The sequence below is a fragment of the Streptococcus infantis genome, assembly GCF_019929575.1.
GTDB classification, from domain to species: domain Bacteria; phylum Bacillota; class Bacilli; order Lactobacillales; family Streptococcaceae; genus Streptococcus; species Streptococcus infantis_L.
In genome coordinates this window covers 38,279-57,015 of the sequence record NZ_JAHZPU010000004.1, presented here as the reverse complement: position 1 = coordinate 57,015, position 18,737 = coordinate 38,279, and the positions used below count along the sequence as shown (strand labels likewise).

The following is an 18,737-nucleotide window of genomic DNA, read 5'->3' as shown; positions in this document are numbered from 1 at the left end:
CTACTTGGATATCTTGCGAAATTGGCTGATGAAGAATCCATCACTTCCGTATAATTCCGGAGTAATGAGGATACAACCATTTTTCACGATATCCTTACATTCGTGTTCTAGTTTAACCTGCTCGAACTCTGGATGACTTTCTAAAAATGCTTGAACAACTTGAAAGTTCTCTTCAGAGACAATAGTGCAGGTACTATAAGTTATTATACCACCTTTACGTAGCGTTTGACAAACACTACCTAATATTTCCAACTGAATTTCCTGTAATGACGCGAAATCTGCTGTCTCTTTATTATATTTGATATCTGGTTTTCGACGCAATAGACCAATCCCTGAACAAGGGGCATCAACAAGAATCTTATCAAATTGATCCTTACCAAAAAATTCATGCACTTTTCGAGCATCCAGTTTTTGCGTTTGGATACGGTCCGCTACACCTAGTCGCTCTGCATTCTCTTGAATCAAAGTGAGTTTATGATCGTAGAGATCTAGAGCCGTTACCTGACCTGTCGTCAAATAGGATGCCATATGGGCGGTCTTTCCACCAGGGGCCGCACAAGCATCTAAAACCTGCTCATCTCCTTGTAACTCTAGTGTCGGTGCAACCAACTGACTAGACTCATCCTGGATAGTAATAGTCCCTTCAGCAAACAAATCATGGCCTGCAAAGTGCCCCTGTTCCTTAACCAGACCAGCAGGAGATAAAAGAGAATCACTTGCACCAAGCAAAGCTTTGATTTCCTCTTTTCGGCTCAAATCGGTCACACGGATACTGGCTTTATTCCGTTGCAATAGACTTTCAAAAATAGCTTGAGCTCGCTCTTCTCCATACTCTTCCTTGAGTTTCGAAATCAACCAAACTGGTAAAGAGTAGGCAATGGAATCACGCTTATTTTTACGTTTGATACTGGCAATAGCTGGCAAGCCCTCACGCAAAATACGACGAAGAACAGCATTGACCAGTTTTTCACTACCCTTCTTACGAGCTTTTGCAATTTCTACCGCTTCATTGACCACTGCATGATCAGGAAGCTTATCCAAGTATTGGAGTTGATAGACGCTCATGAGAAGCAGAACATAGAGCCAGCTATCTAGCTTATCTCTATCCTCAATAAAGTGAGAAATGTACCACTCCAATGTAAGTTTTCGAGCTACAGTACCATACACAAGCTCTGTCACCAAACCCTTATCTGCAGCTGATAGTTGACTTCCCTTGAGATGTTTATTTAAGGCGATATTGGAGTAAGCTTGTTGGATAAAGACATCCTCCAATACCTCTAGGGCTAAACTTCTAGCCGTTTCTACTTTAGTCACCAAATCGTTCTCCTACTGCCAAAGTTCGTCCCACACCGTTGAGGAAGGAAGCAATATCCATCTTAGGTTTTCCTGCTGGCTGAACCTGTTTAAGAGACAAAGCTCCTTCTGCTGTTGCGACGATCAATTCTTTCTTGCCGATGGAGAGTATCTCACCTGGAATCCCTTGACCATCTACTGGTAGAGCTTCATAGATTTTGAAGCGTTCGCCCTTGAGGAAGGTATGAGCAACTGGCCATGGATTCATCCCACGTATTTGGTTGAAGAGTTGACGATTGGTCTTGTTCCAGTCCAATTTTTCTTCCTCAGGTTTGATATTTGGCGAAAATGTAACCTGGCTTAGGTCCTGTGGTTCTGGTTGAATCTCGCCAGCAATGTATGCAGGCAACGTATCCAAAAGCAGATCACGACCAACAATTGCCAATTTTTCAAATAAGGTTCCAACATTGTCCTCATCTGTAATTGGAATGCTACGACGAGAAATCATGTCTCCTGCATCCATTTCCTTGACCATTTCCATAATGGTTACTCCTGCCTCCTCATCACCCTGAATCAAGGCATAATGAATGGGTGCACCACCACGGTGTTTAGGAAGGAGGGAAGCATGAACATTGACTGCAAAATCCATGCTATCAAGGAGTTTACTTGGGAGAAATTGCCCAAAGGCGGCTGTTACAATCCCATCAGCGCCCAAGTTCATGATAGCTTCCATTTCTGGACTACCTGATAATTTTTCAGGTTGATAGATAGGAAGTCCTGCCTCTTTGGCAGCTTGTTTCACTGGGGTTTCTTGGATAACTTTTTTACGTCCGACAGCACGGTCTGGCTGAGTTACAACTGCTAGAATCTCATAGCGATCGTCTGACAAAAGTCCCTTCAAAACGGTTGCTGAAAAGTCGGGTGTCCCCATAAAGATTAATTTTGTCATATCTTCTCCTTCTTATAAAAATTGCTGTGGCTCATGGTCAATGCTGAGACGGAGCTCACTATTTTCCCGTTCTTGAGTCAAGGCTAAGACCTGGTTGAGGGTTGGCCCTAGCTCATCTTCTAAACGGTATTTAATTAAAATCTGGTAATGATAGAGGTTGTGGGTACGAGCGATAGGTTTTGGCGTTGGGCCAAGGATGATACTAGCATCTGACAAACCTGACCGCAATATTTCCATGACTCCATAAGCTCTTCTAAGAACCTCTTCTTCTTTCTTATGAGACAAGGTAATTCCAATTGTGAAATAATAAGGTGGATAACCCAACTGACGTCTGATACCCATTTCATAGGCATAAAAACCTTCGTAATCCTGATCCTTGGCAAAGCGAATAGCATAGTGCTGAGGATTGTAAGACTGGATCAAGACCTGCCCAGCTTTTTCAGCTCTTCCTGCTCGTCCTGCCACCTGGGTCAAGAGTTGAAAGGTTCTCTCAGAAGAACGGAAATCAGGCAGGTTCAAGGCTGTGTCCGCATTGAGAACTCCGACAAGGGTCACATTTGGAAAATCCAAGCCCTTGGCAATCATCTGGGTTCCCAGAAGAATATCCGCTTCACCCTTGCCAAACTGCTCAAGTAAAGCTTGGTGACTGCCTTTTTTACGAGTTGTATCCACATCCATGCGTAGAATGCGTGCCTCTGGAAAGAGTTCCGCTAGCTCATCGTAGGCTTTCTGAGTTCCTGTTCCATAGTAACGAATACTGCGACTTTGACAGTTTGGACAGACATGAGGAATTTCCTTAGAAAAACCACAATAATGACAATTCATAGTCTTGGTATCCATGTGAAGCGTCAGGGAAATGTCACAGTTGGGACAAGTATCTACCGTCCCACATTCCCGACACATGACAAAGCTAGAATAACCACGACGATTGAGCATGAGAACCACTTGCTCTTTTTTATCCAGTCGATCTTGTATTGCCTCAATCAGAGGTGGTGTAAAGTTTGACGTTTCATTTTGCCCAATATAATCACGGAAGTCAATCAGTTGAACTTCAGGAATACTTGCTAAAGGATTGGCCCGTTGCATCAGACGTAGATGTTGATAAACACCCTTACCAGCACGCGCACGACTTTCTAAACTCGGTGTTGCAGAACCAAGGACTAGGGCAGCTTGATTGTACTGAGCTCGTAAAATGGCCACATCTCTAGCATGATAACGAGGATTACTGTCTTGCTTGTAGCTGGCCTCGTGCTCCTCATCGATAATGATTACCCCTAGATTTTTCAAAGGTGCAAAAATGGCAGACCTAGCACCAACAACTACCTGGGCTTCTCCTCGCTCCACCTTGCGCCATTCATCGTACTTCTCACCATTGGACAAGCCAGAGTGGAGAATGGCAACTTTCTCACCAAAACGAGCAATAAATCGCTCGGTCATTTGAGGTGTCAGAGAGATTTCTGGGACTAGAACAATCGCTGTTTTTCCCAAATCCAAAGCCCCTTGGATAATCTGCAAGTAAACCTCCGTTTTCCCACTTCCAGTGATTCCTTGTAAAAGAAAGGGAGGGTGTTTCTTCCCAATCGCTCCAACAACCGCCTCACAGGCTTCTTTTTGTTCTGGATTTAACTCTAAAGATTGGCTAGATTCAATACCTTCAAAATAAGCCGCTGAACGTTGCACTTCTTTTTGCACTATGGTGATAGCACCATGTTCCACAAAGAAATTAACTTGTTCACGTGAGTAATGTTCTAACAAATCAGCCAAAGGAACTGTTTCAGGATGTACTAATAAGTATTCTCGCAGTTCCAATTTCTTCTTGGCACGATTTGAAATTTCTAGCTTTTCTAACTGTTCAAGATGAACTTCAACCCAAGACTGCGTCTTAACCTTCTTCTGATCCACAGCCTGGTACTCTAGTTTTAAAAGCCCTTTTCGAGTCAATCGCATCATCTCAGCTTGCTTTTCTAGGTCGAGAGATGAAAATGCTAGAGACTCCTGTGAACCAAATAAGCGTTCTCTATCTTCTTGACTTAAGCCTTCCAGAGGATAGAGGAACTTATCATAGCTAGAATTCAAAAATCCCGGAAGCATAGCTTTTAGAATGGAAATTTTGTAGGAGAAGACTGATTTACGTAACTCCTCTGCTAGCCAGAGTTGTTCCTCTGTTAAAACAGGAGAAAAGTCCAGCACCTCAGCAATCTCTTTCAAGTCCTCGTCTGCCACATCTGCATCAGATTGAGACTCCATTCCAAGAACAATTCCCTGAATCAAGCGATTTGCCTTCCCAAAAGGTACATGAACCCGCATGCCAACTTCCAGTATCTCTTCAAATTCCTCAGGAATCTTGTAGCTATAGGGCTGGTCTGTCTGCATCAAGGGAACATCCACAATGATTTTTGCAATAGCCATATCCTCACCTCCTTCTCTTCTTAAATCGTTTCATTTGAGTGAGTATTCTTGCAATAGAAAAAATAAGATTGAGTCCCCCCAACCTTAAATTTTTTCACCTTCTTCTTTTTCTTTCGCGATTTGCTCTTTGATTTTCTTTTCTTCTTCTTCTTTCAATCGTCTTTCTTCTTCGATACGACGACGAACAGCTTCGCGTTTTCCTTCTGGATCTGGGTGGATGGTTACATTCCCTGATTCAATTTCTTCTAAAGCACGAAGAGTTGATTTTTCAGATTTAAATTCTTGAGTTGGAGGTGCTCCAGCTTCTAATTCGTGAGCACGTTTTGCTTCCAAGATTACGAGTGAATATTTTGATGGTACCTTATCAAGCAAGGTATCGATAGAGGGTTTAAGCATCATTTGTTTGTACCTGTTTTCTATAGTTTATCGAATAGTCGGAGACTTTGGTAGCATATCCTGATAATGACCAATCACGCGGTCTACACGGAAATGTTCTGCTTCAATCACACGTTTTACACGTTCTGCGGCAAGAGGAACATGGTCATTTACAATAGCGTAGTCATACTCACGCATCAAAGCAATTTCTTCCTTGGCTTTTTCGATACGCTGAGCAATTACTTCTGCACTATCGGTACCACGGCCTACGAGACGGTCTTGCAATTCTTCCAAATCTGGTGGTGTCAAAAAGATAAAGACAGCATCTGGAACTTTTTTCTTGACCTGAAGAGCTCCCTGTACTTCAATTTCTAGGAAGACGTCAATTCCTTTATCAAGCGTTTCATTGACATAGGTCAGAGGAGTTCCGTAGTAGTTGCCTACATACTCTGCATACTCTAACATTTGCCCTTGACGGATCAATTCTTCAAATTCCTCCCTTGTACGGAAGAAATAATCAACACCATCTACTTCACCTGGACGTTGTGCCCGTGTCGTCATAGATACAGAATATTGAAATTGATTTTCAGAATTCTCAAAAATTTCTCGTCTAACCGTTCCTTTTCCAACTCCTGAAGGACCTGAAAAAACGATTAGTAAGCCTCGGTCTGCCATTATATCTCCTTTGGATAGTTTGTGAAATGACTTGAAAATTTCTGTAAGATTATATATCTAAAGCCATTTCTGCTCGCTACAATCTTTCTATCTAGTGTAACAAAAAAGCAGTAATTTTTCAACTGCTCTTTCTTATTTATTTTGCATAATCAACTGCACGAAATTCACGAATCACGGTTACCTTGATATTTCCTGGGTAATCGAGATTGTTTTCGATTTTCTCACGAACTTTATGAGCCAAGATTGTGACCTTGTCATCTTTGATTTGACCTGGATTTACCATAATGCGGATTTCGCGACCAGCTTGAAGGGCAAAGCTATTTTGAACACCTTCAAAGCTATTAGCGATTTCCTCTAAATCATGGAGACGTTTGATGTAGCTTTCAAGTGATTCGCTACGAGCTCCTGGACGGGCAGCACTCAAGGCATCCGCCGCGGCAACGATAACTGCAATCACACTCTCAGGTTCTACATCACCGTGGTGACTAGCGATGGTATTGATCACAACTGGGTGTTCCTTGTACTTGCGCGCTAATTCAGTACCAATCTCAACGTGGCTACCCTCTACCTCACGGTCAATGGCTTTACCAATATCGTGAAGGAATCCCGCGCGACGAGCAAGGGTAGCATTTTCACCAAGTTCGCTAGCCATGATACCAGCCAACTCAGCCACTTCAATCGAATGACGCAAGACATTTTGTCCGTATGACGTACGGAACTGCAAGCGACCCATGATCTTCATCAAGTCTGGGTGAAGGTTCGGTGCACCAATTTCATAGGCTGCAGCTTCACCATATTCACGAATCTTGTTATCGATCTCTTGACGATTTTTCTCAACCAACTCTTCGATACGAGCCGGGTGAATACGACCATCCTTAAGCAAGGTTTCCATCGTCATACGGGCAATCTCGCGACGGATAGGATCAAAACCTGACAAGGTTACCACTTCGGGCGTATCATCAATGATAACATCAACCCCTGTCAAACTTTCAAAAGTACGGATATTACGTCCTTCACGACCAATGATACGACCTTTCATGGTATCATCAGGCAGATGAACTGTAGAATTGGTAGACTCAGCTACATACTCACCAGCAATTCTCTGCATGGCTTGAGACAAGATATCCTTAGCCAATTTGTCTGAACGTTCCTTAACTTCTTGCTCAGCCTCACGAATGCGACTAGCAATTTCCTTAGTCAAGTTGTCCTCTGTCTGAGCCAAGATAATGTCTTTTGCTTCCGACTGAGTCAGAGTTCCGATACGCTCTAGTTCAGCTTGCTTTTGTTTCTCAATTTCTTCTAGTTGTTCTTCACGTACATCAAGGTTTTTTGCTCTATCAGAAATACTTTGTTCTTTTTGTTCAAGTGTTTTTTCTTTGTTCGTTAAATTATCATCTTTACGATCAAGACTGCTAGCACGTTCGGTCAAACGACTTTCGATTTGCTTGAGTTCTTGACGTTCTGACTTAAATTCAGCGTCCACTTCTTCACGGTATTTTCTGGCTTCCTCTTTAGCCTCCAATAGTGCTTCTTTTTTAAGAGACTTGCTTTCGCTCTTAGCTTCATTGAGTAATAAATCCGCTTCGCGCTCTGCTTGTCCTCGTAAATTAGTTGCTTCTTGTTCAGCATTTAAAAGCATCAACTCCGCAGCCTCTTGTGATGATTTCATCTTGACTGAGATGCTGACATATCCAATGACTAAACCAATGATGACGGCAAAAACAACGATAACAATCGCCATAATTTCCATGTTTTTACCTCAATTTATTTGTTTATCCGAATGATATGCATTCTTATACATTCTACCATAAAAAATCATTTTTAACAAACCTTAATTTGAAGTTGTTTTGGTCATTTCAAGGCTAAAAATCCTTATTTTTCCTAATAAACTAGGGTATTGTTACTAATTAAATTTTTAAAGATTTTTTTACACACAAATTAGAAAAAGTCCACCTCTCAGTGGACTTAGTAGTGATCTTTAAAGGACAAGAAAGCGACGCTATCACCATCCATCATATAGATGATGCGATTTTCTGCATCAATACGACGTGACCACGCTCCTTGGTAATCGTATTTGAGTGGCTCTGGTTTCCCTATGCCTGTGAAAGGATCGCGTTGAATATCCTTAATTAGTTTGTTGATTCTTTTTAGCATTTTCTTGTCTTGAGTTTGCCAGTAGCAATAATCCGCCCAGGCATCTTCTGTAAACTTGAGTAGCATCCATCACTCCTCTATCACATGCACCTGAGTATGTCCTGCACGAACTTGGGACATTCCTCGCAAGACCTTGTCAGAAAGCTCCTTATTCTGAGCAATTCTCAAGGTTTCTTGAATACTATCCCACTCACTCTTTGAAAGGACGACAATGTCTTCGTCAGGATTTTTGTTGACCACAGTCAAAGGTTCAAACTCATCGTTTACCTTCTTCATATAGTCCTTCAAATGATTTCGGAATGTTGAGTAAAGAACTGCTTCCATAACCATACCTCGTTTTACCTCTATTCCATTATTATACACGAAAAGAATAAAATTGTCAGGAACTTGTACAAGATTTTTCTTTTTCTATCTATTTATTCGAAATAAACTAAAAAAGCCTACCTCAAAGTAGACTCAGTTTGATTCGATTTTAATTGGCACTCGACCAAAATTTTGTTCTGCGATACTTGGGTCTCCCAGTTGATAAATTTGGTCTGCCTTTTGAGTCATGGCATCCCAGGGCTCTTTACCGATTCGGCTAACTAGATTAACCTGCTCTTTCAGAGACTTGAGATGTTGCCTGCCTTTTTCGGTAAATCCAAGGATATGAATAGCTTCTGGCAAGGCACATTCTCTGGCTTGTACCAAGATATAAGTCAATAAACGACGTACACGCGCCTTGGTGTACCGCTTGGTGGCAACCGCTTCGACCAATTCGTCAACAGACCGGGCTGTCTTGATGGCATCCTTGATGCGTACAGCCATTTCTTGATTGACCTGATAGATGGTGGTTAGGTCGGAATTTGACAAGATTTGATATCGGAGCAAAGGAAAATAGTCATCCCAGCTCACCTTACTGACCTGCTCAAAAAGGTTAACAGAAGGCATAAAGCGTTCTAAGAAATCTTTATCACTTTGGTGCTGACGGAGAGCTGTGGCCGAGGCAAAGTCTACATCTTTGTTCACAGAATGATAGCCGGCTCCTTGACGCTGAATCGGATGAAGTCTGATGTTTCGTCCTGCAACCGCCTTGGCATAAGCGAGAGCAAGGACATGATTAGGCGTATTGCCTGAAAAATCAAGACCTGCAAATTCCTTCCACATAGCTTGCGTTTTCTGAGGGTAAGAAAGAGAATCAGATAAGTTATCCACAAATTTCTCCATCTCAGCACCTTTCTCTGTGTATAAGTCAGCAATTTTCTGGTAATCCAGAACTTCCTCTGTCCCAAAAGCTAGGCTATCAATCCCCAACCGTGCCAAAATATCTACTGCTCCTTGTCCAAAGAAGTCCGCTGCTTGGACACTGACTAAAAAGGGCAATTCTACCACTAAGTCCGCCCCATTTTCCAGCGCCATCTGAGCCCGTGTCCACTTATCCACGATAGCAGGCTCCCCACGCTGCATGAAATTCCCAGACATGGCAACGATTTTCAGTCCCTCTGCCTGTTCCAGTAGGTATTTGTGGCCATTATGAAAGGGATTGAACTCCGCGATGATACCTGTAATGGTCATGGAAATCTCCTACTTCTGAGCGACGAAAAACCAACGGGTACTGGTTTCTGTTGGTTCCTTGTCTTCAAAGTCCGCAAAGAGTTTGAAGGACTTAAAACCAGCTTGTTCTAACAAAATATCATAGGTCAAGACTTCGTAGGTTCGCTCCTCATGTACCTCATCATGACGGCTAAAGGAACTATCTGCCTCCTTGACAAAGAAGGTCAGTTCATGCACGATGGAGTGAGGGGCTTCATCTTCATAGGTATCCCAGAGCATGGCAAAGTCTTCGGCGTTTTCATGGTAGGAATAACCTGGGAAGACCTCATCTGTCTGGTAAGTCGAATGCACATCAAAGATAAAAACACCATCTTCATTGAGGGCATTATAGACTTCTTTAAAAACGTCCCCAACTTCCACTTCATCCTGCATGTAACAGATTGAGTCCGAGTAACACGTGACAAAGTCGTATTGACCAGCCTTGGATAAATCCAGCATATTGCCTTCAATGAAATCAATCTTTTGCTTGGCTGAAGCCGCTCTCTTTTCGGCAATCTTCAACATATCCGCACTCAAATCAAGTCCAGTCACATCAAAACCAGCCTGAGAGAAGCGCACTGATTGAATTCCTGTTCCACAAGCAAGCTCCAATAGTTTCTTTCTGTCCTTGGTTTTAGGTAAATGACGCAGAGAAAAGTCCGTCCATTTGTCGTATAAACTATCATCCATAACCGCATCATAGACCGCCGCAAAAGTTTCATAAGTTGCCATAATCATGATACCAAGAGCCCCATGGTAAACACCACTAGCCCTTACCTTTCTAACAATTTTCTTCTAACATAAGCAAATAAAACCCAGTTGATTACAACTGAGTTCATCTTCTATGCTAAGGCTTCTGAAATGTCTACAGAATTAGCCTCATGCCATAGCTTTTCTAGGTTATAGTGGGCACGCATTTCTTCTGAAAAGATATGCACAACGACACTGCCGAGGTCTAGCAAGACCCAGCCTCCAGCTGCATCACCTTCGACATGGCTGCCTTTAAAGCCTGCTTCCGCTACTTTTTCACGAATATTGTCAGCGATAGCATCCAACTGACGACTGTTCATTGAGCTAGTGATAACAAAGTAGTCTGTCACACTGGTTAATTCTTGTACATCAAGTGCAAGGATATCCTCAGCACGTTTCTCATCAGCCGCTTTCACGACTAGTTCTAGTAATTCTTTTTCGTTCATTTAATCCTCTTTCTAGAAAATATGTTTGTAATCTAGGACATCTGCAAAGCGCCCCTCCCAAATGCCCTCATAAAATTCATTTATCGTTTCTGCTGGAATGTCATCGCCATCAAACGTTGTGCAAGTTCCTTCTGGAATAATAAGCTGATAGCCATATTCAAAGGCAACCTTGACAGAGGTATCCACACAATATTCTGTCTGCATACCACATAAAACTAATTTTTCAATCCCCTGTTTATCCAAGTATTCTTTTAAACCAGTTTCTTTGATAATACTGTTATACTTCTTCTGAAAGACCTTTTCATTAGGTTTTCGACTTAAAAACTCAGATAACTGCCAATCTTCTGATGTTTGGGCTTCAGGGCTCTCAATATGTTGAACATAGATAATTTCGATATTCTTGCTTCTAGCCTGGTTTTGTAAATAAGAAATTTTTTCCAATAGACTTTTTGTCTGAAACCCAGTTTCCACTAAAATATTCTGAACATCAATGATTATAAAAGCCGTCTTCATTTAGTCCTCTTTCAAATAGTGCACATAGGCGTTATAGGTTTCAAGGGTTTGGGGATAGATGGGAAATCCTTGGTGAGCCAAATGCTCCACCGTATGAGCTGTTTCATAAGCTATTGCCTTATTGAGTGACAAACTTGCAATCTCACGCGCCTGATCCACACCTGGAAAGGCACGATTGTGCTCGATATAGTCTGCGACGTAGATAACCTTGTCAAGGTCCGTCATCTGACTCGCTCCGACTGTATGAATTTCAATAGCTCGTAGGATTTCAGAATCTTGTAAATCCAAATCTTCCTGAATCTTGTAGATACCAACCATGCCATGCCAGACATTATTGCCCCAGTTTTTGAGGTCAGGATCTAGCTGATAACGGTCGATCAAGTCTAGAAACTCTTGATCTGATAGCTTTTTAGCATAATCATGTAAGAGACCTGCCAAACCTGCTTTATCGGTATCCACTCCATATCGTTCTGCAAGTTCAATGGCTGCGCGCTCTACACCCAAACAATGGGTCAAACGTTTCTCGGGTAGAAGCTCTGCCATTTTTTTCAATAATTCCTCACGGGAACAGTTGATATAGTCCTGGTATGCCATCAATAAAGTCCTTCTTTCTCGATATAGTCTAGCACTGGCTTTGGCAAGAGAAAGTTAGGTTTTCGTCCTTGAGCGATAAAGTCACGCACCATACTAGATGAAATATCCATGAGAGGCACATCCACCCAAATGACTGGATAAGAAGTCCCAGCCTTGTAGCGTGGTCGTTGAACTCCTACAAACTGAACGAGGTCGACCAATTCGTCAATTCTATACCATTTGGGTAAATAGTCTACCATATCGGCACCGATGATAAAGTAATAATCTGTATCTGGATTCTTCTCTGTCAAAATCTTCATGGTGTCGTAGGTGTAGGAAATCCCCTTACGCTCTAGCTCAATGGTCTCAATAGCTAAACCTTCGATTCCGTCAATTGCCAATTCAAGCATCTTGAGGCGGTGGTGTTCAGAAATGGTTTCCTTTTTGTCTACGTGAGGCGGTTGATATTCAGGCATGAGCAGAACTTGATCCAATCCCAACTGCTGGCGCACTTGGTCCGCCACGATAAGATGGGCGTTGTGAACAGGGTTAAAATTTCCACCCAAAATACCGACTTGTTTGCGTTTTTTATCCTTGATTTCTGGCTCTAACTCCACTTTGGTAAAGGGAGTTAATAATTCGATTGCCATAGGTTAATCTCCTTTACTTTTCTGTAAAAACAGCTTTTGGGAGTATCGTTCTTAGATTTCTTTAACTTTTTTAGAAATCTTGCGATTTTCTTTCTTGCTTGATTGTTTATACAAAATCAAGATGCGTCCGATTTTTTGAACTGTGTCCACACCGATTTCTTCTTCCAAGATTTCGGCTACTTCATAGATATTCTCATCTGTGTTTTGCAAGAGAGTAACCTTGATCAATTCACGCGCGTCAAGAGCTTGGCGAACGCTAGTTTTGATTTGGTCGTTGAGACCATTTTTCCCGATTTGGATGATGGGTTTGAGGGTGTGTGCCTGGCTGTTGAGGAAGGCACGTTGTTTTGATGTTAATGACATATTCTTTCTTCCTTTTTTGATAGTTATTTTAGGTGGTGAGGGACGGTCGGAACTAATTTTCCAAAGAATGCATCTTTGAAAAATGGATTTCCTGACCTCACAATTGAGCCTAGGTCTCAATTGTGCCCCTTGCCAATCTATGGATTGGCAATCACACCACGGCAATAACTATCTTTTTATGAGCTCACTTTGTTCGCTCAGTGATTTTATTTTAAATAATGGCCTTTCGTGTGACGACGGCTACGCCTTCTGGTGCCCAGACGGCGACTTTGGCGGTGCCTGTCACTCGAATCCAACCTAGTCCTGAGATAACGAGGTCTGTCTTATCCTTGATAGTAAAGATATGTTGGACTAGTTTTGGAAAGTCTTCTTTTTCCTTGCTATTTGGTGGTGTAAGGAGGGTTCCAAGGTGCTTGTCGTAAAAGACACTAGCTCCCTCTAGCTTGGTACGATGAAGCTTGAGTTCATTGTCAAAGAAGGCTGTAAAACCTTGCTTTTCTCCTGCAATAAAGTCAAAGCGTCCCAATCCACCTAAAAATAGGGTTTGTTCAGGGTTTAGCTGATAGGTTTTTGGCTTGATTTCCTTTTTAGGACTGACATACTTGAGGTTTTTAGCAGTCAAGTAGTGGGCCATCTGATGACGATGGATAATTCCCGGTGTATCATAGATATAAGAACCATCATCAAGTGGAATTTCAATCTTATCTAAGGTTGTCCCTGGGAAACGTGAGGTTGTGATGACGTTCTGGTCACCCGTAATTTCCTGGATAATAGCATTAATAAGGGTTGATTTTCCAACGTTGGTCACGCCAACCACATAGACGTCACGTCCTTTACGGTAGTGCTCAATTTTTTCAATGACTTCCTTGATGGCATGCTTGTTTTGTGCCGAAGTTAAGACAACATCGACTGGACGAAGTCCTTCTTCATGGGCACGTTCCATCAGCCATTGGCTAATCTTACCTGGTTTCACTGACTTAGGAAGGATGTCTTTTTTATTTCCAACCAAGAGCACATCATTACCTGACACAAAGCGGGGCAAACCTGGGATAACAGAGCCATTGAAATCAAAAATATCAATGACATTGACCACCAAGGCATCGCTATCTCCAACCTCGTGCAAGAGTTTGAGGAAATCATCATCCGTCAACTGCACATCTGTGATTTCATTATAATGACGAAGACGGAAACAACGCTGGCAATAAACTTCTCCAGTTTCCAAACCTTTTTCAAGTGCTGACTGAGGTGTAAAACCTAAACCAGTCTTATCTTCCGTCTGAATGGTTGCTCCACAACCAATACAGAGAATTTCTTCCATAATTAGATTCCTTTTTTATAAGTAATAGGGCCGTACTTTTCAGCGATTTTTCTCATCATACGACGCTCACGCGCTCGGTTAATCTGAGTCTTAATAGAGTCGTGCTGGACCAAGGGTTTAACCAAAATCGAGCGAATGCCTGCTCGGTGGGCTGCTCGAATATCCGTCATGAGCTGATCGCCAACCATGACCACTTGGTCTTTTTCATAGTGGAAATGTTTCATGGCACGTTTAATTCCTAGAGTAAAGGGCTTCAGTGCCCAGTAAACATAATCAATGTCAAATTTTTCAACTGCTCGTTTGACACGTTTGGGTGTGTTATTGGATACTACAATGATACGAATCCCAGCATCACGAAGGTCATGTAACCATTGCTTCATCTCTGCTGTTCCATCTGGATTATTCCAAGCAATCAGGGTATTATCCAAATCAACCAAAACAGCCTTGATTCCCTGTTCCTGCAGGCTTTGAACTGTCAGATCATAAACTGCTTCCACAGCAAAATCTGGCATATAATTTTCAATCGCCATTCTGGCTCCTTTTCTTAACTTATTTTCGCAATTCGTTTGAGAAACTGGGCTAGGACAATCCATAAAAGAGCACTAGCCAAGGTGATATAGATCCAAGCATGCTTGTCCTCCATAAAAGGAAGAGGGACGTTCATCCCGAAAAATCCTGTGATGACAGCTAGGACAGCCAATAAAACTGAAATGATGGTCAAGGTTGTCAAATTATCATTCAGGTTGTTATTTAGGATGTTGTTGTAGGACCCTGACAGTTGTTGGAGAACTTGAGAAATCAAGTCTGTCATGGATACCAGCTGATGAGCCTCAATCATGGCATCATCAAACTGCTCTTTTCAATTTCATCCAAACGACGATAGAGGGCATGACCTTGGATATGTTCAAGCAAGATACGGTTTTGCTTGGCAGCTGCCGTTAGATAAACCATACCTGTCTCCAAGTCGGAGAGGGCAAAGAGATTTTTCTTGGTTGTTCTCTGACGAAGTAAGCTGTTGACTTCATCTTTACTCTTATCCATCTTTTCAATGATTGGATAATAGGCATTGCTAATCATTTCAAGACTGGCAAAGAGAAATTTGTAAATAGAAAGCGACTCATGGCTATCCAGATAAGCTAACATCTGATCAATGACATAAGCATTCTTATGGTTACTGATGGTAATCATTCGTTGTCTTTCAACGATAAAAGTCATAGGAAGGGCTTCATAGTATTCCTTGTCCCTTTCTAAGTCAAGAACGTTATAGATAAAGGTGACCGTCCCATTTTCACGGTTATAATCCATGTGGGCTCGTTCGTTTCTATCCAGCGCATACTCGATGGTTTCTTTATCCAATCCATAGATTTCTGATAAATCTTCAAGATTTTTGATGATTTCCACATCTAGATTAATCCAGGTACAACCATTCCCTAACTGCTTATCTAAAAACATCGTTTCTCCTTTACCAAACTCTTTCTATTGTACCATAAATCAAGTAAAATTTCAGTTCTCTTCCTTCCTTGAAAAATTACTCACAACGGTAATATTGCGGTTAGGAACAAAGTGAAGGGCTTGGTCATCACTTCTCAATTGAGTCGTTCGAATTCCGACACTAACTACTTTTCCCGATACAGTAATAGGACCATTGGTCAAAACAACCTCATCTCCCACATCCAATTGACGTTCGAAGAGAATAAAGAAGCCGTTGATGACGTCTGATAGAAAGCCTTGTGCTCCCATACCGATAGCCACCCCAGCAATCCCCGCACCTGCAAGCAAGCTAGAGACAGGTAAACCTAGAATGGATAAAATACAATAAATCAAAAAGAAATAAAGTGTGTAGTTAAAAATGTTTTCAAGCAAACGAGAAATGGTCTTTTGTCTACCTGCATCTCGATTTGAAAACTTAAGTGAAGGTTTAACAATCTTTCCTACAGCAACATGGAGGAACTTTTTAGCTATGTAAAATAGAAGAATGAGAAGTAAAAGAGAAATCACCTTGGTCAAGAGATTCTCTAAAACAGTTGTTAGATCTAATTTATCCAGATATCGTTGAAAAAATTCTTGCATACAAAACTCCTTTTCTTTTCATTATACCACAAATCTATCAAGCTATTATTTTCATAAATATTCATTCATTTTATGTAAATTTACAACCAACTTGCTTTTCAAGCATATTTATACTATAATCATAAACAATACACAGTAAGGAGACCTCTATGAAAAGAATCATTCGTGCTTGGAATAAAACAAATCTTATCAAAAGAATAGGGATCGGAATGACTATCGGAGCTATCCTCGGCCTATTCGTTCCCAATGTCTCCGAAATCGGTTTACTTGGAGATTTATTTGTAGGAGGCCTTAAGGCTATTGCTCCTATCCTGGTTTTTGCTTTAGTCGCTAATGCCCTTTCCCAACACCAGAAAGGCCAAGATAGCAATATGAAAAAAGTCATTTTCCTCTATTTGCTGGGGACTTTTGCTGCGGCTCTTGTAGCAGTTTTGGCTAGCTTTCTCTTCCCTGTTCAGATGGTCTTGAGTAGCGCTAGCACAGAAGTTACTCCGCCAGACGGCATCGGACAAGTACTCAGTAATCTCCTACTGAAAATAGTGGACAATCCTGTCAACGCCATCATCGAAGCTAACTATATCGGAATTTTATCTTGGGCTATCGTCTTTGGAGTTGCCATGCGTGAAGCTAGCAAAAATAGCAAGGAACTACTCAAAACAATGGCCAGTGTGACTTCAAAAATCGTCGAATGGATCATTAACCTTGCGCCATTTGGTATCCTCGGATTAGTCTTCAAAACCATCTCAGACCAAGGTATCGCTAGTTTAGCAAATTACGGAATCCTACTCGGACTTTTGATTGCCACTATGGTTTTCGTTGCCCTAGTGATCAATCCTCTGATTGCTTTTCTATTTATCAAGAGAAATCCTTATCCTCTAGTCTGGAAATGCTTGCGTATCAGTGGTGTCACCGCCTTTTTCACACGTAGCTCTGCAGCCAACATCCCAGTCAATATGAAACTCTGTAAAGATCTTGGACTCAATCCTGATACTTACTCTGTCTCAATCCCACTTGGATCAACCATCAATATGGCTGGCGCTGCTATTACTATCAACATCTTAACTCTCGCAGCAGTCAATACACTTGGAATCTCTGTTGATTTTGCAACTGCCTTTGTGCTCAGTATCGTTGCAGCTATCTCAGCCTGTGGGGCTTCTGGTATTGCTGGAGGCTCACTCCTTCTCATCCCTGTTGCATGTAGTCTCTTTGGGATTACCAATGATATCGCTATGCAGGTTGTGGGGGTCGGATTTGTCATCGGTGTTATCCAAGACTCTTGCGAAACAGCTCTCAACTCTTCAACCGATGTGCTCTTTACAGCAGTTGCCGAATTTGCTTCTGCTCGCAAAAAATAATCAAGGGCGGTGGGACAGAAATCGATAGACAAAGTCTCGATTTCGTAGTCCCAGCCCCGCGAGGATGATTAGGAGCTTTTTGGAGTCTAAAAGACGAACAAAAAGTTCAATCAGCTACCGCGTCAAAGTTTGATTGCTAATAAAAAGTGAGGTCGGGATCTTTTGTTCCAACCTCTTTGTCTGGTTTCTATCATTCAGTTTAGGAAATGTCTCATGTCTATCACCCAACGTACTTTTAAACTTGTTCTAGCTACTTGTCTAGCCTGTGTTCTAGCCTACTTTCTTGATTTATCTTCGGCTGTTTCTGCTGGTATCATCGCCCTTTTGAGTTTATCAGATACCCGTAGAAGCACGATAAAACTAGCTAAAAACCGCTTATTCTCAACCCTGCTGGCTCTGTCTATCGGCGTCTTGGCCTTTCAACTAACTGGCTACCATATTTGGAGTTTTGGTCTCTATCTCGCCCTCTATGTCCCTCTTGCCTACAAATTCGGATGGGAAATTGGCATTACCCCTAGTAGTGTCTTGGTCAGTCATCTCTTAGTTCAAGAGTCTACATCACCAGAACTACTAGCGAATGAACTCCTCCTATTTCTCATCGGTACTAGCTTTGCCTTGACTGTAAATCTTTACATGCCTTCTCGACAAGAAGAAATCCATCTCTACCATCTCAAGGTAGAAGAAAAACTCAAACACATCCTACAACGTTTTGAATATTATCTTGGAAAGGGCGACGGTCGTAACCGTGCCCAACTTGTTGAAGAACTGGATCAACTCCTCGAAGAAGCACTCAAACTGGTCTATCTTGATCACTCTGACCACCTCTTCCACCAAACCGATTACCATATCCACTATTTTGAAATGAGACAGAGACAGAGTCGCATTCTTCGTAATATGGCCCAGCAAATCAACACCTGTAATCTAGCCGCAAGCGAAAGCCTAATCCTTTCCCAGCTATTCGCTAAAATTGCAGATCAACTCAGCCAGACCAATCCCGCCAACGATTTATTAAATGATATTGAAAGCTACCTGCAGGTATTTCGCAATCGCAATCTCCCTAAAACAAGAGAAGAATTTGAAACGCGCGCAACCTTGCTCCAACTCCTACGCGAATTGGAAAACTTTATCCAACTGAAAGTTGACTTCTATCAACGCTATTCTGAAGAAAAAAGCAATCTATCATCATAAACAAAACACCTTTTGAACTGCGAAAACTTGCAATTCAAAAGGTGTTTTTCTGTCTCGAACCTAGCTAACTATTTAATCTTACCG

General features: G+C 41.8%; 20 protein-coding genes and 1 pseudogene. 2 read left to right on the top strand and 19 right to left on the bottom strand.

Annotation, left to right across the window (positions count from 1 at the left end):
- From rsmB to K1I67_RS02660, 19 genes and pseudogenes are all read right to left on the bottom strand, one after another.
- Positions 1–1,314 (bottom strand): 16S rRNA (cytosine(967)-C(5))-methyltransferase RsmB, encoded by a 1,314-nt coding sequence (rsmB, locus tag K1I67_RS02750; protein ID WP_223338658.1) that lies wholly within the window; start codon positions 1,312–1,314, stop codon positions 1–3.
- Positions 1,307–2,242, bottom strand: a complete 936-nt coding sequence (gene fmt / locus K1I67_RS02745) for a methionyl-tRNA formyltransferase (RefSeq protein ID WP_223338657.1) — start codon at positions 2,240–2,242, stop codon at positions 1,307–1,309. Before fmt ends, rsmB begins: the two co-directional genes overlap by 8 nt.
- Positions 2,243–2,254: 12 nt before the next feature.
- Positions 2,255–4,651, bottom strand: coding sequence for a primosomal protein N' (locus K1I67_RS02740; protein WP_223338656.1), 2,397 nt, complete (start codon positions 4,649–4,651; stop codon positions 2,255–2,257).
- An 84-nt stretch (positions 4,652–4,735) separates the two neighbouring features.
- Positions 4,736–5,050 carry a DNA-directed RNA polymerase subunit omega gene (rpoZ, locus tag K1I67_RS02735; RefSeq protein WP_045763172.1) on the bottom strand — a complete coding sequence of 105 codons (315 nt, stop codon included), beginning with the start codon at positions 5,048–5,050 and terminating at the stop codon, positions 4,736–4,738.
- Between the two features lie 24 nt (positions 5,051–5,074).
- Positions 5,075–5,701, bottom strand: coding sequence for a guanylate kinase (gene gmk, locus K1I67_RS02730; RefSeq protein ID WP_223338655.1), 627 nt, complete (start codon positions 5,699–5,701; stop codon positions 5,075–5,077).
- Between the two features lie 136 nt (positions 5,702–5,837).
- A complete protein-coding gene (locus K1I67_RS02725) occupies positions 5,838–7,451 on the bottom strand; it encodes a ribonuclease Y (RefSeq protein WP_223338654.1) in 1,614 nt (537 codons plus the stop codon).
- Between the two features lie 215 nt (positions 7,452–7,666).
- Complete coding sequence (locus K1I67_RS02720) at positions 7,667–7,921, bottom strand: Txe/YoeB family addiction module toxin (RefSeq protein WP_223338653.1); 255 nt, start codon at positions 7,919–7,921, stop codon at positions 7,667–7,669.
- 3 nt (positions 7,922–7,924) lie between these two features.
- Positions 7,925–8,179, bottom strand: coding sequence for a type II toxin-antitoxin system Phd/YefM family antitoxin (locus K1I67_RS02715; protein WP_186822552.1), 255 nt, complete (start codon positions 8,177–8,179; stop codon positions 7,925–7,927).
- Between the two features lie 132 nt (positions 8,180–8,311).
- The gene (locus K1I67_RS02710) at positions 8,312–9,409 is read right to left on the bottom strand and encodes a nucleotidyltransferase (RefSeq protein ID WP_223338652.1); all 1,098 of its coding nucleotides are present in this window, start codon (positions 9,407–9,409) and stop codon (positions 8,312–8,314) included.
- Between the two features lie 9 nt (positions 9,410–9,418).
- Entirely contained in the window at positions 9,419–10,159 is a 741-nt protein-coding gene (locus K1I67_RS02705; protein WP_317628365.1) for a class I SAM-dependent DNA methyltransferase, read from the bottom strand.
- A gap of 110 nt (positions 10,160–10,269) precedes the next feature.
- Positions 10,270–10,623 carry a ribosome silencing factor gene (gene rsfS / locus K1I67_RS02700; protein WP_223338650.1) on the bottom strand — a complete coding sequence of 118 codons (354 nt, stop codon included), beginning with the start codon at positions 10,621–10,623 and terminating at the stop codon, positions 10,270–10,272.
- A 12-nt stretch (positions 10,624–10,635) separates the two neighbouring features.
- Positions 10,636–11,136 (bottom strand): cysteine hydrolase family protein, encoded by a 501-nt coding sequence (locus tag K1I67_RS02695; RefSeq protein ID WP_223338649.1) that lies wholly within the window; start codon positions 11,134–11,136, stop codon positions 10,636–10,638.
- A complete protein-coding gene (yqeK, locus tag K1I67_RS02690) occupies positions 11,137–11,730 on the bottom strand; it encodes a bis(5'-nucleosyl)-tetraphosphatase (symmetrical) YqeK (RefSeq protein ID WP_223338648.1) in 594 nt (197 codons plus the stop codon).
- The gene (locus tag K1I67_RS02685) at positions 11,730–12,359 is read right to left on the bottom strand and encodes a nicotinate-nucleotide adenylyltransferase (protein WP_223338647.1); all 630 of its coding nucleotides are present in this window, start codon (positions 12,357–12,359) and stop codon (positions 11,730–11,732) included. Before K1I67_RS02685 ends, yqeK begins: the two co-directional genes overlap by 1 nt.
- A 51-nt stretch (positions 12,360–12,410) precedes the next feature.
- Entirely contained in the window at positions 12,411–12,722 is a 312-nt protein-coding gene (gene yhbY / locus K1I67_RS02680) for a ribosome assembly RNA-binding protein YhbY (RefSeq protein ID WP_223338646.1), read from the bottom strand.
- Between the two features lie 211 nt (positions 12,723–12,933).
- A complete protein-coding gene (yqeH, locus tag K1I67_RS02675) occupies positions 12,934–14,040 on the bottom strand; it encodes a ribosome biogenesis GTPase YqeH (protein WP_223338645.1) in 1,107 nt (368 codons plus the stop codon).
- Between the two features lie 2 nt (positions 14,041–14,042).
- Positions 14,043–14,570 (bottom strand): YqeG family HAD IIIA-type phosphatase, encoded by a 528-nt coding sequence (locus K1I67_RS02670; RefSeq protein WP_223338644.1) that lies wholly within the window; start codon positions 14,568–14,570, stop codon positions 14,043–14,045.
- Between the two features lie 14 nt (positions 14,571–14,584).
- Positions 14,585–15,492, bottom strand: a pseudogene (locus K1I67_RS02665) (magnesium transporter CorA family protein).
- Between the two features lie 51 nt (positions 15,493–15,543).
- On the bottom strand, positions 15,544–16,110 hold the full coding sequence (locus K1I67_RS02660) for a mechanosensitive ion channel family protein (protein ID WP_001154834.1): 567 nt from the start codon (positions 16,108–16,110) through the stop codon (positions 15,544–15,546).
- Between the two features lie 149 nt (positions 16,111–16,259).
- Here K1I67_RS02660 and sstT point away from each other — a divergent pair, with 149 nt between their 5' ends.
- The gene (gene sstT, locus K1I67_RS02655; protein ID WP_223338643.1) at positions 16,260–17,465 is read left to right on the top strand and encodes a serine/threonine transporter SstT; all 1,206 of its coding nucleotides are present in this window, start codon (positions 16,260–16,262) and stop codon (positions 17,463–17,465) included.
- Between the two features lie 213 nt (positions 17,466–17,678).
- Positions 17,679–18,653: an aromatic acid exporter family protein gene (locus K1I67_RS02650; RefSeq protein ID WP_223338642.1), complete on the top strand. Its 975-nt coding sequence runs from the start codon at positions 17,679–17,681 to the stop codon at positions 18,651–18,653.
- Positions 18,654–18,737 lie beyond the last annotated feature (84 nt).

What these genes read in the sequence shown, in the direction of transcription:
- K1I67_RS02715 (WP_186822552.1), bottom strand. Translation starts at nt 8,179, where the DNA reads ATGGAAGCAGTTCTTTACTCAACATTCCGAAATCATTTGAAGGACTAT.
- fmt (WP_223338657.1), bottom strand. Translation starts at nt 2,242, where the DNA reads ATGACAAAATTAATCTTTATGGGGACACCCGACTTTTCAGCAACCGTT.
- K1I67_RS02710 (WP_223338652.1), bottom strand. Translation starts at nt 9,409, where the DNA reads ATGACCATTACAGGTATCATCGCGGAGTTCAATCCCTTTCATAATGGC.
- rpoZ (WP_045763172.1), bottom strand. Translation starts at nt 5,050, where the DNA reads ATGATGCTTAAACCCTCTATCGATACCTTGCTTGATAAGGTACCATCA.
- rsfS (WP_223338650.1), bottom strand. Translation starts at nt 10,623, where the DNA reads ATGAACGAAAAAGAATTACTAGAACTAGTCGTGAAAGCGGCTGATGAG.
- K1I67_RS02720 (WP_223338653.1), bottom strand. Translation starts at nt 7,921, where the DNA reads ATGCTACTCAAGTTTACAGAAGATGCCTGGGCGGATTATTGCTACTGG.
- K1I67_RS02670 (WP_223338644.1), bottom strand. Translation starts at nt 14,570, where the DNA reads ATGGCGATTGAAAATTATATGCCAGATTTTGCTGTGGAAGCAGTTTAT.
- K1I67_RS02740 (WP_223338656.1), bottom strand. Translation starts at nt 4,651, where the DNA reads ATGGCTATTGCAAAAATCATTGTGGATGTTCCCTTGATGCAGACAGAC.
- K1I67_RS02695 (WP_223338649.1), bottom strand. Translation starts at nt 11,136, where the DNA reads ATGAAGACGGCTTTTATAATCATTGATGTTCAGAATATTTTAGTGGAA.
- gmk (WP_223338655.1), bottom strand. Translation starts at nt 5,701, where the DNA reads ATGGCAGACCGAGGCTTACTAATCGTTTTTTCAGGTCCTTCAGGAGTT.
- K1I67_RS02650 (WP_223338642.1), top strand. Translation starts at nt 17,679, where the DNA reads ATGTCTATCACCCAACGTACTTTTAAACTTGTTCTAGCTACTTGTCTA.
- K1I67_RS02685 (WP_223338647.1), bottom strand. Translation starts at nt 12,359, where the DNA reads ATGGCAATCGAATTATTAACTCCCTTTACCAAAGTGGAGTTAGAGCCA.
- K1I67_RS02705 (WP_317628365.1), bottom strand. Translation starts at nt 10,159, where the DNA reads ATGGCAACTTATGAAACTTTTGCGGCGGTCTATGATGCGGTTATGGAT.
- yhbY (WP_223338646.1), bottom strand. Translation starts at nt 12,722, where the DNA reads ATGTCATTAACATCAAAACAACGTGCCTTCCTCAACAGCCAGGCACAC.
- K1I67_RS02725 (WP_223338654.1), bottom strand. Translation starts at nt 7,451, where the DNA reads ATGGAAATTATGGCGATTGTTATCGTTGTTTTTGCCGTCATCATTGGT.
- K1I67_RS02660 (WP_001154834.1), bottom strand. Translation starts at nt 16,110, where the DNA reads ATGCAAGAATTTTTTCAACGATATCTGGATAAATTAGATCTAACAACT.
- yqeK (WP_223338648.1), bottom strand. Translation starts at nt 11,730, where the DNA reads ATGGCATACCAGGACTATATCAACTGTTCCCGTGAGGAATTATTGAAA.
- sstT (WP_223338643.1), top strand. Translation starts at nt 16,260, where the DNA reads ATGAAAAGAATCATTCGTGCTTGGAATAAAACAAATCTTATCAAAAGA.
- yqeH (WP_223338645.1), bottom strand. Translation starts at nt 14,040, where the DNA reads ATGGAAGAAATTCTCTGTATTGGTTGTGGAGCAACCATTCAGACGGAA.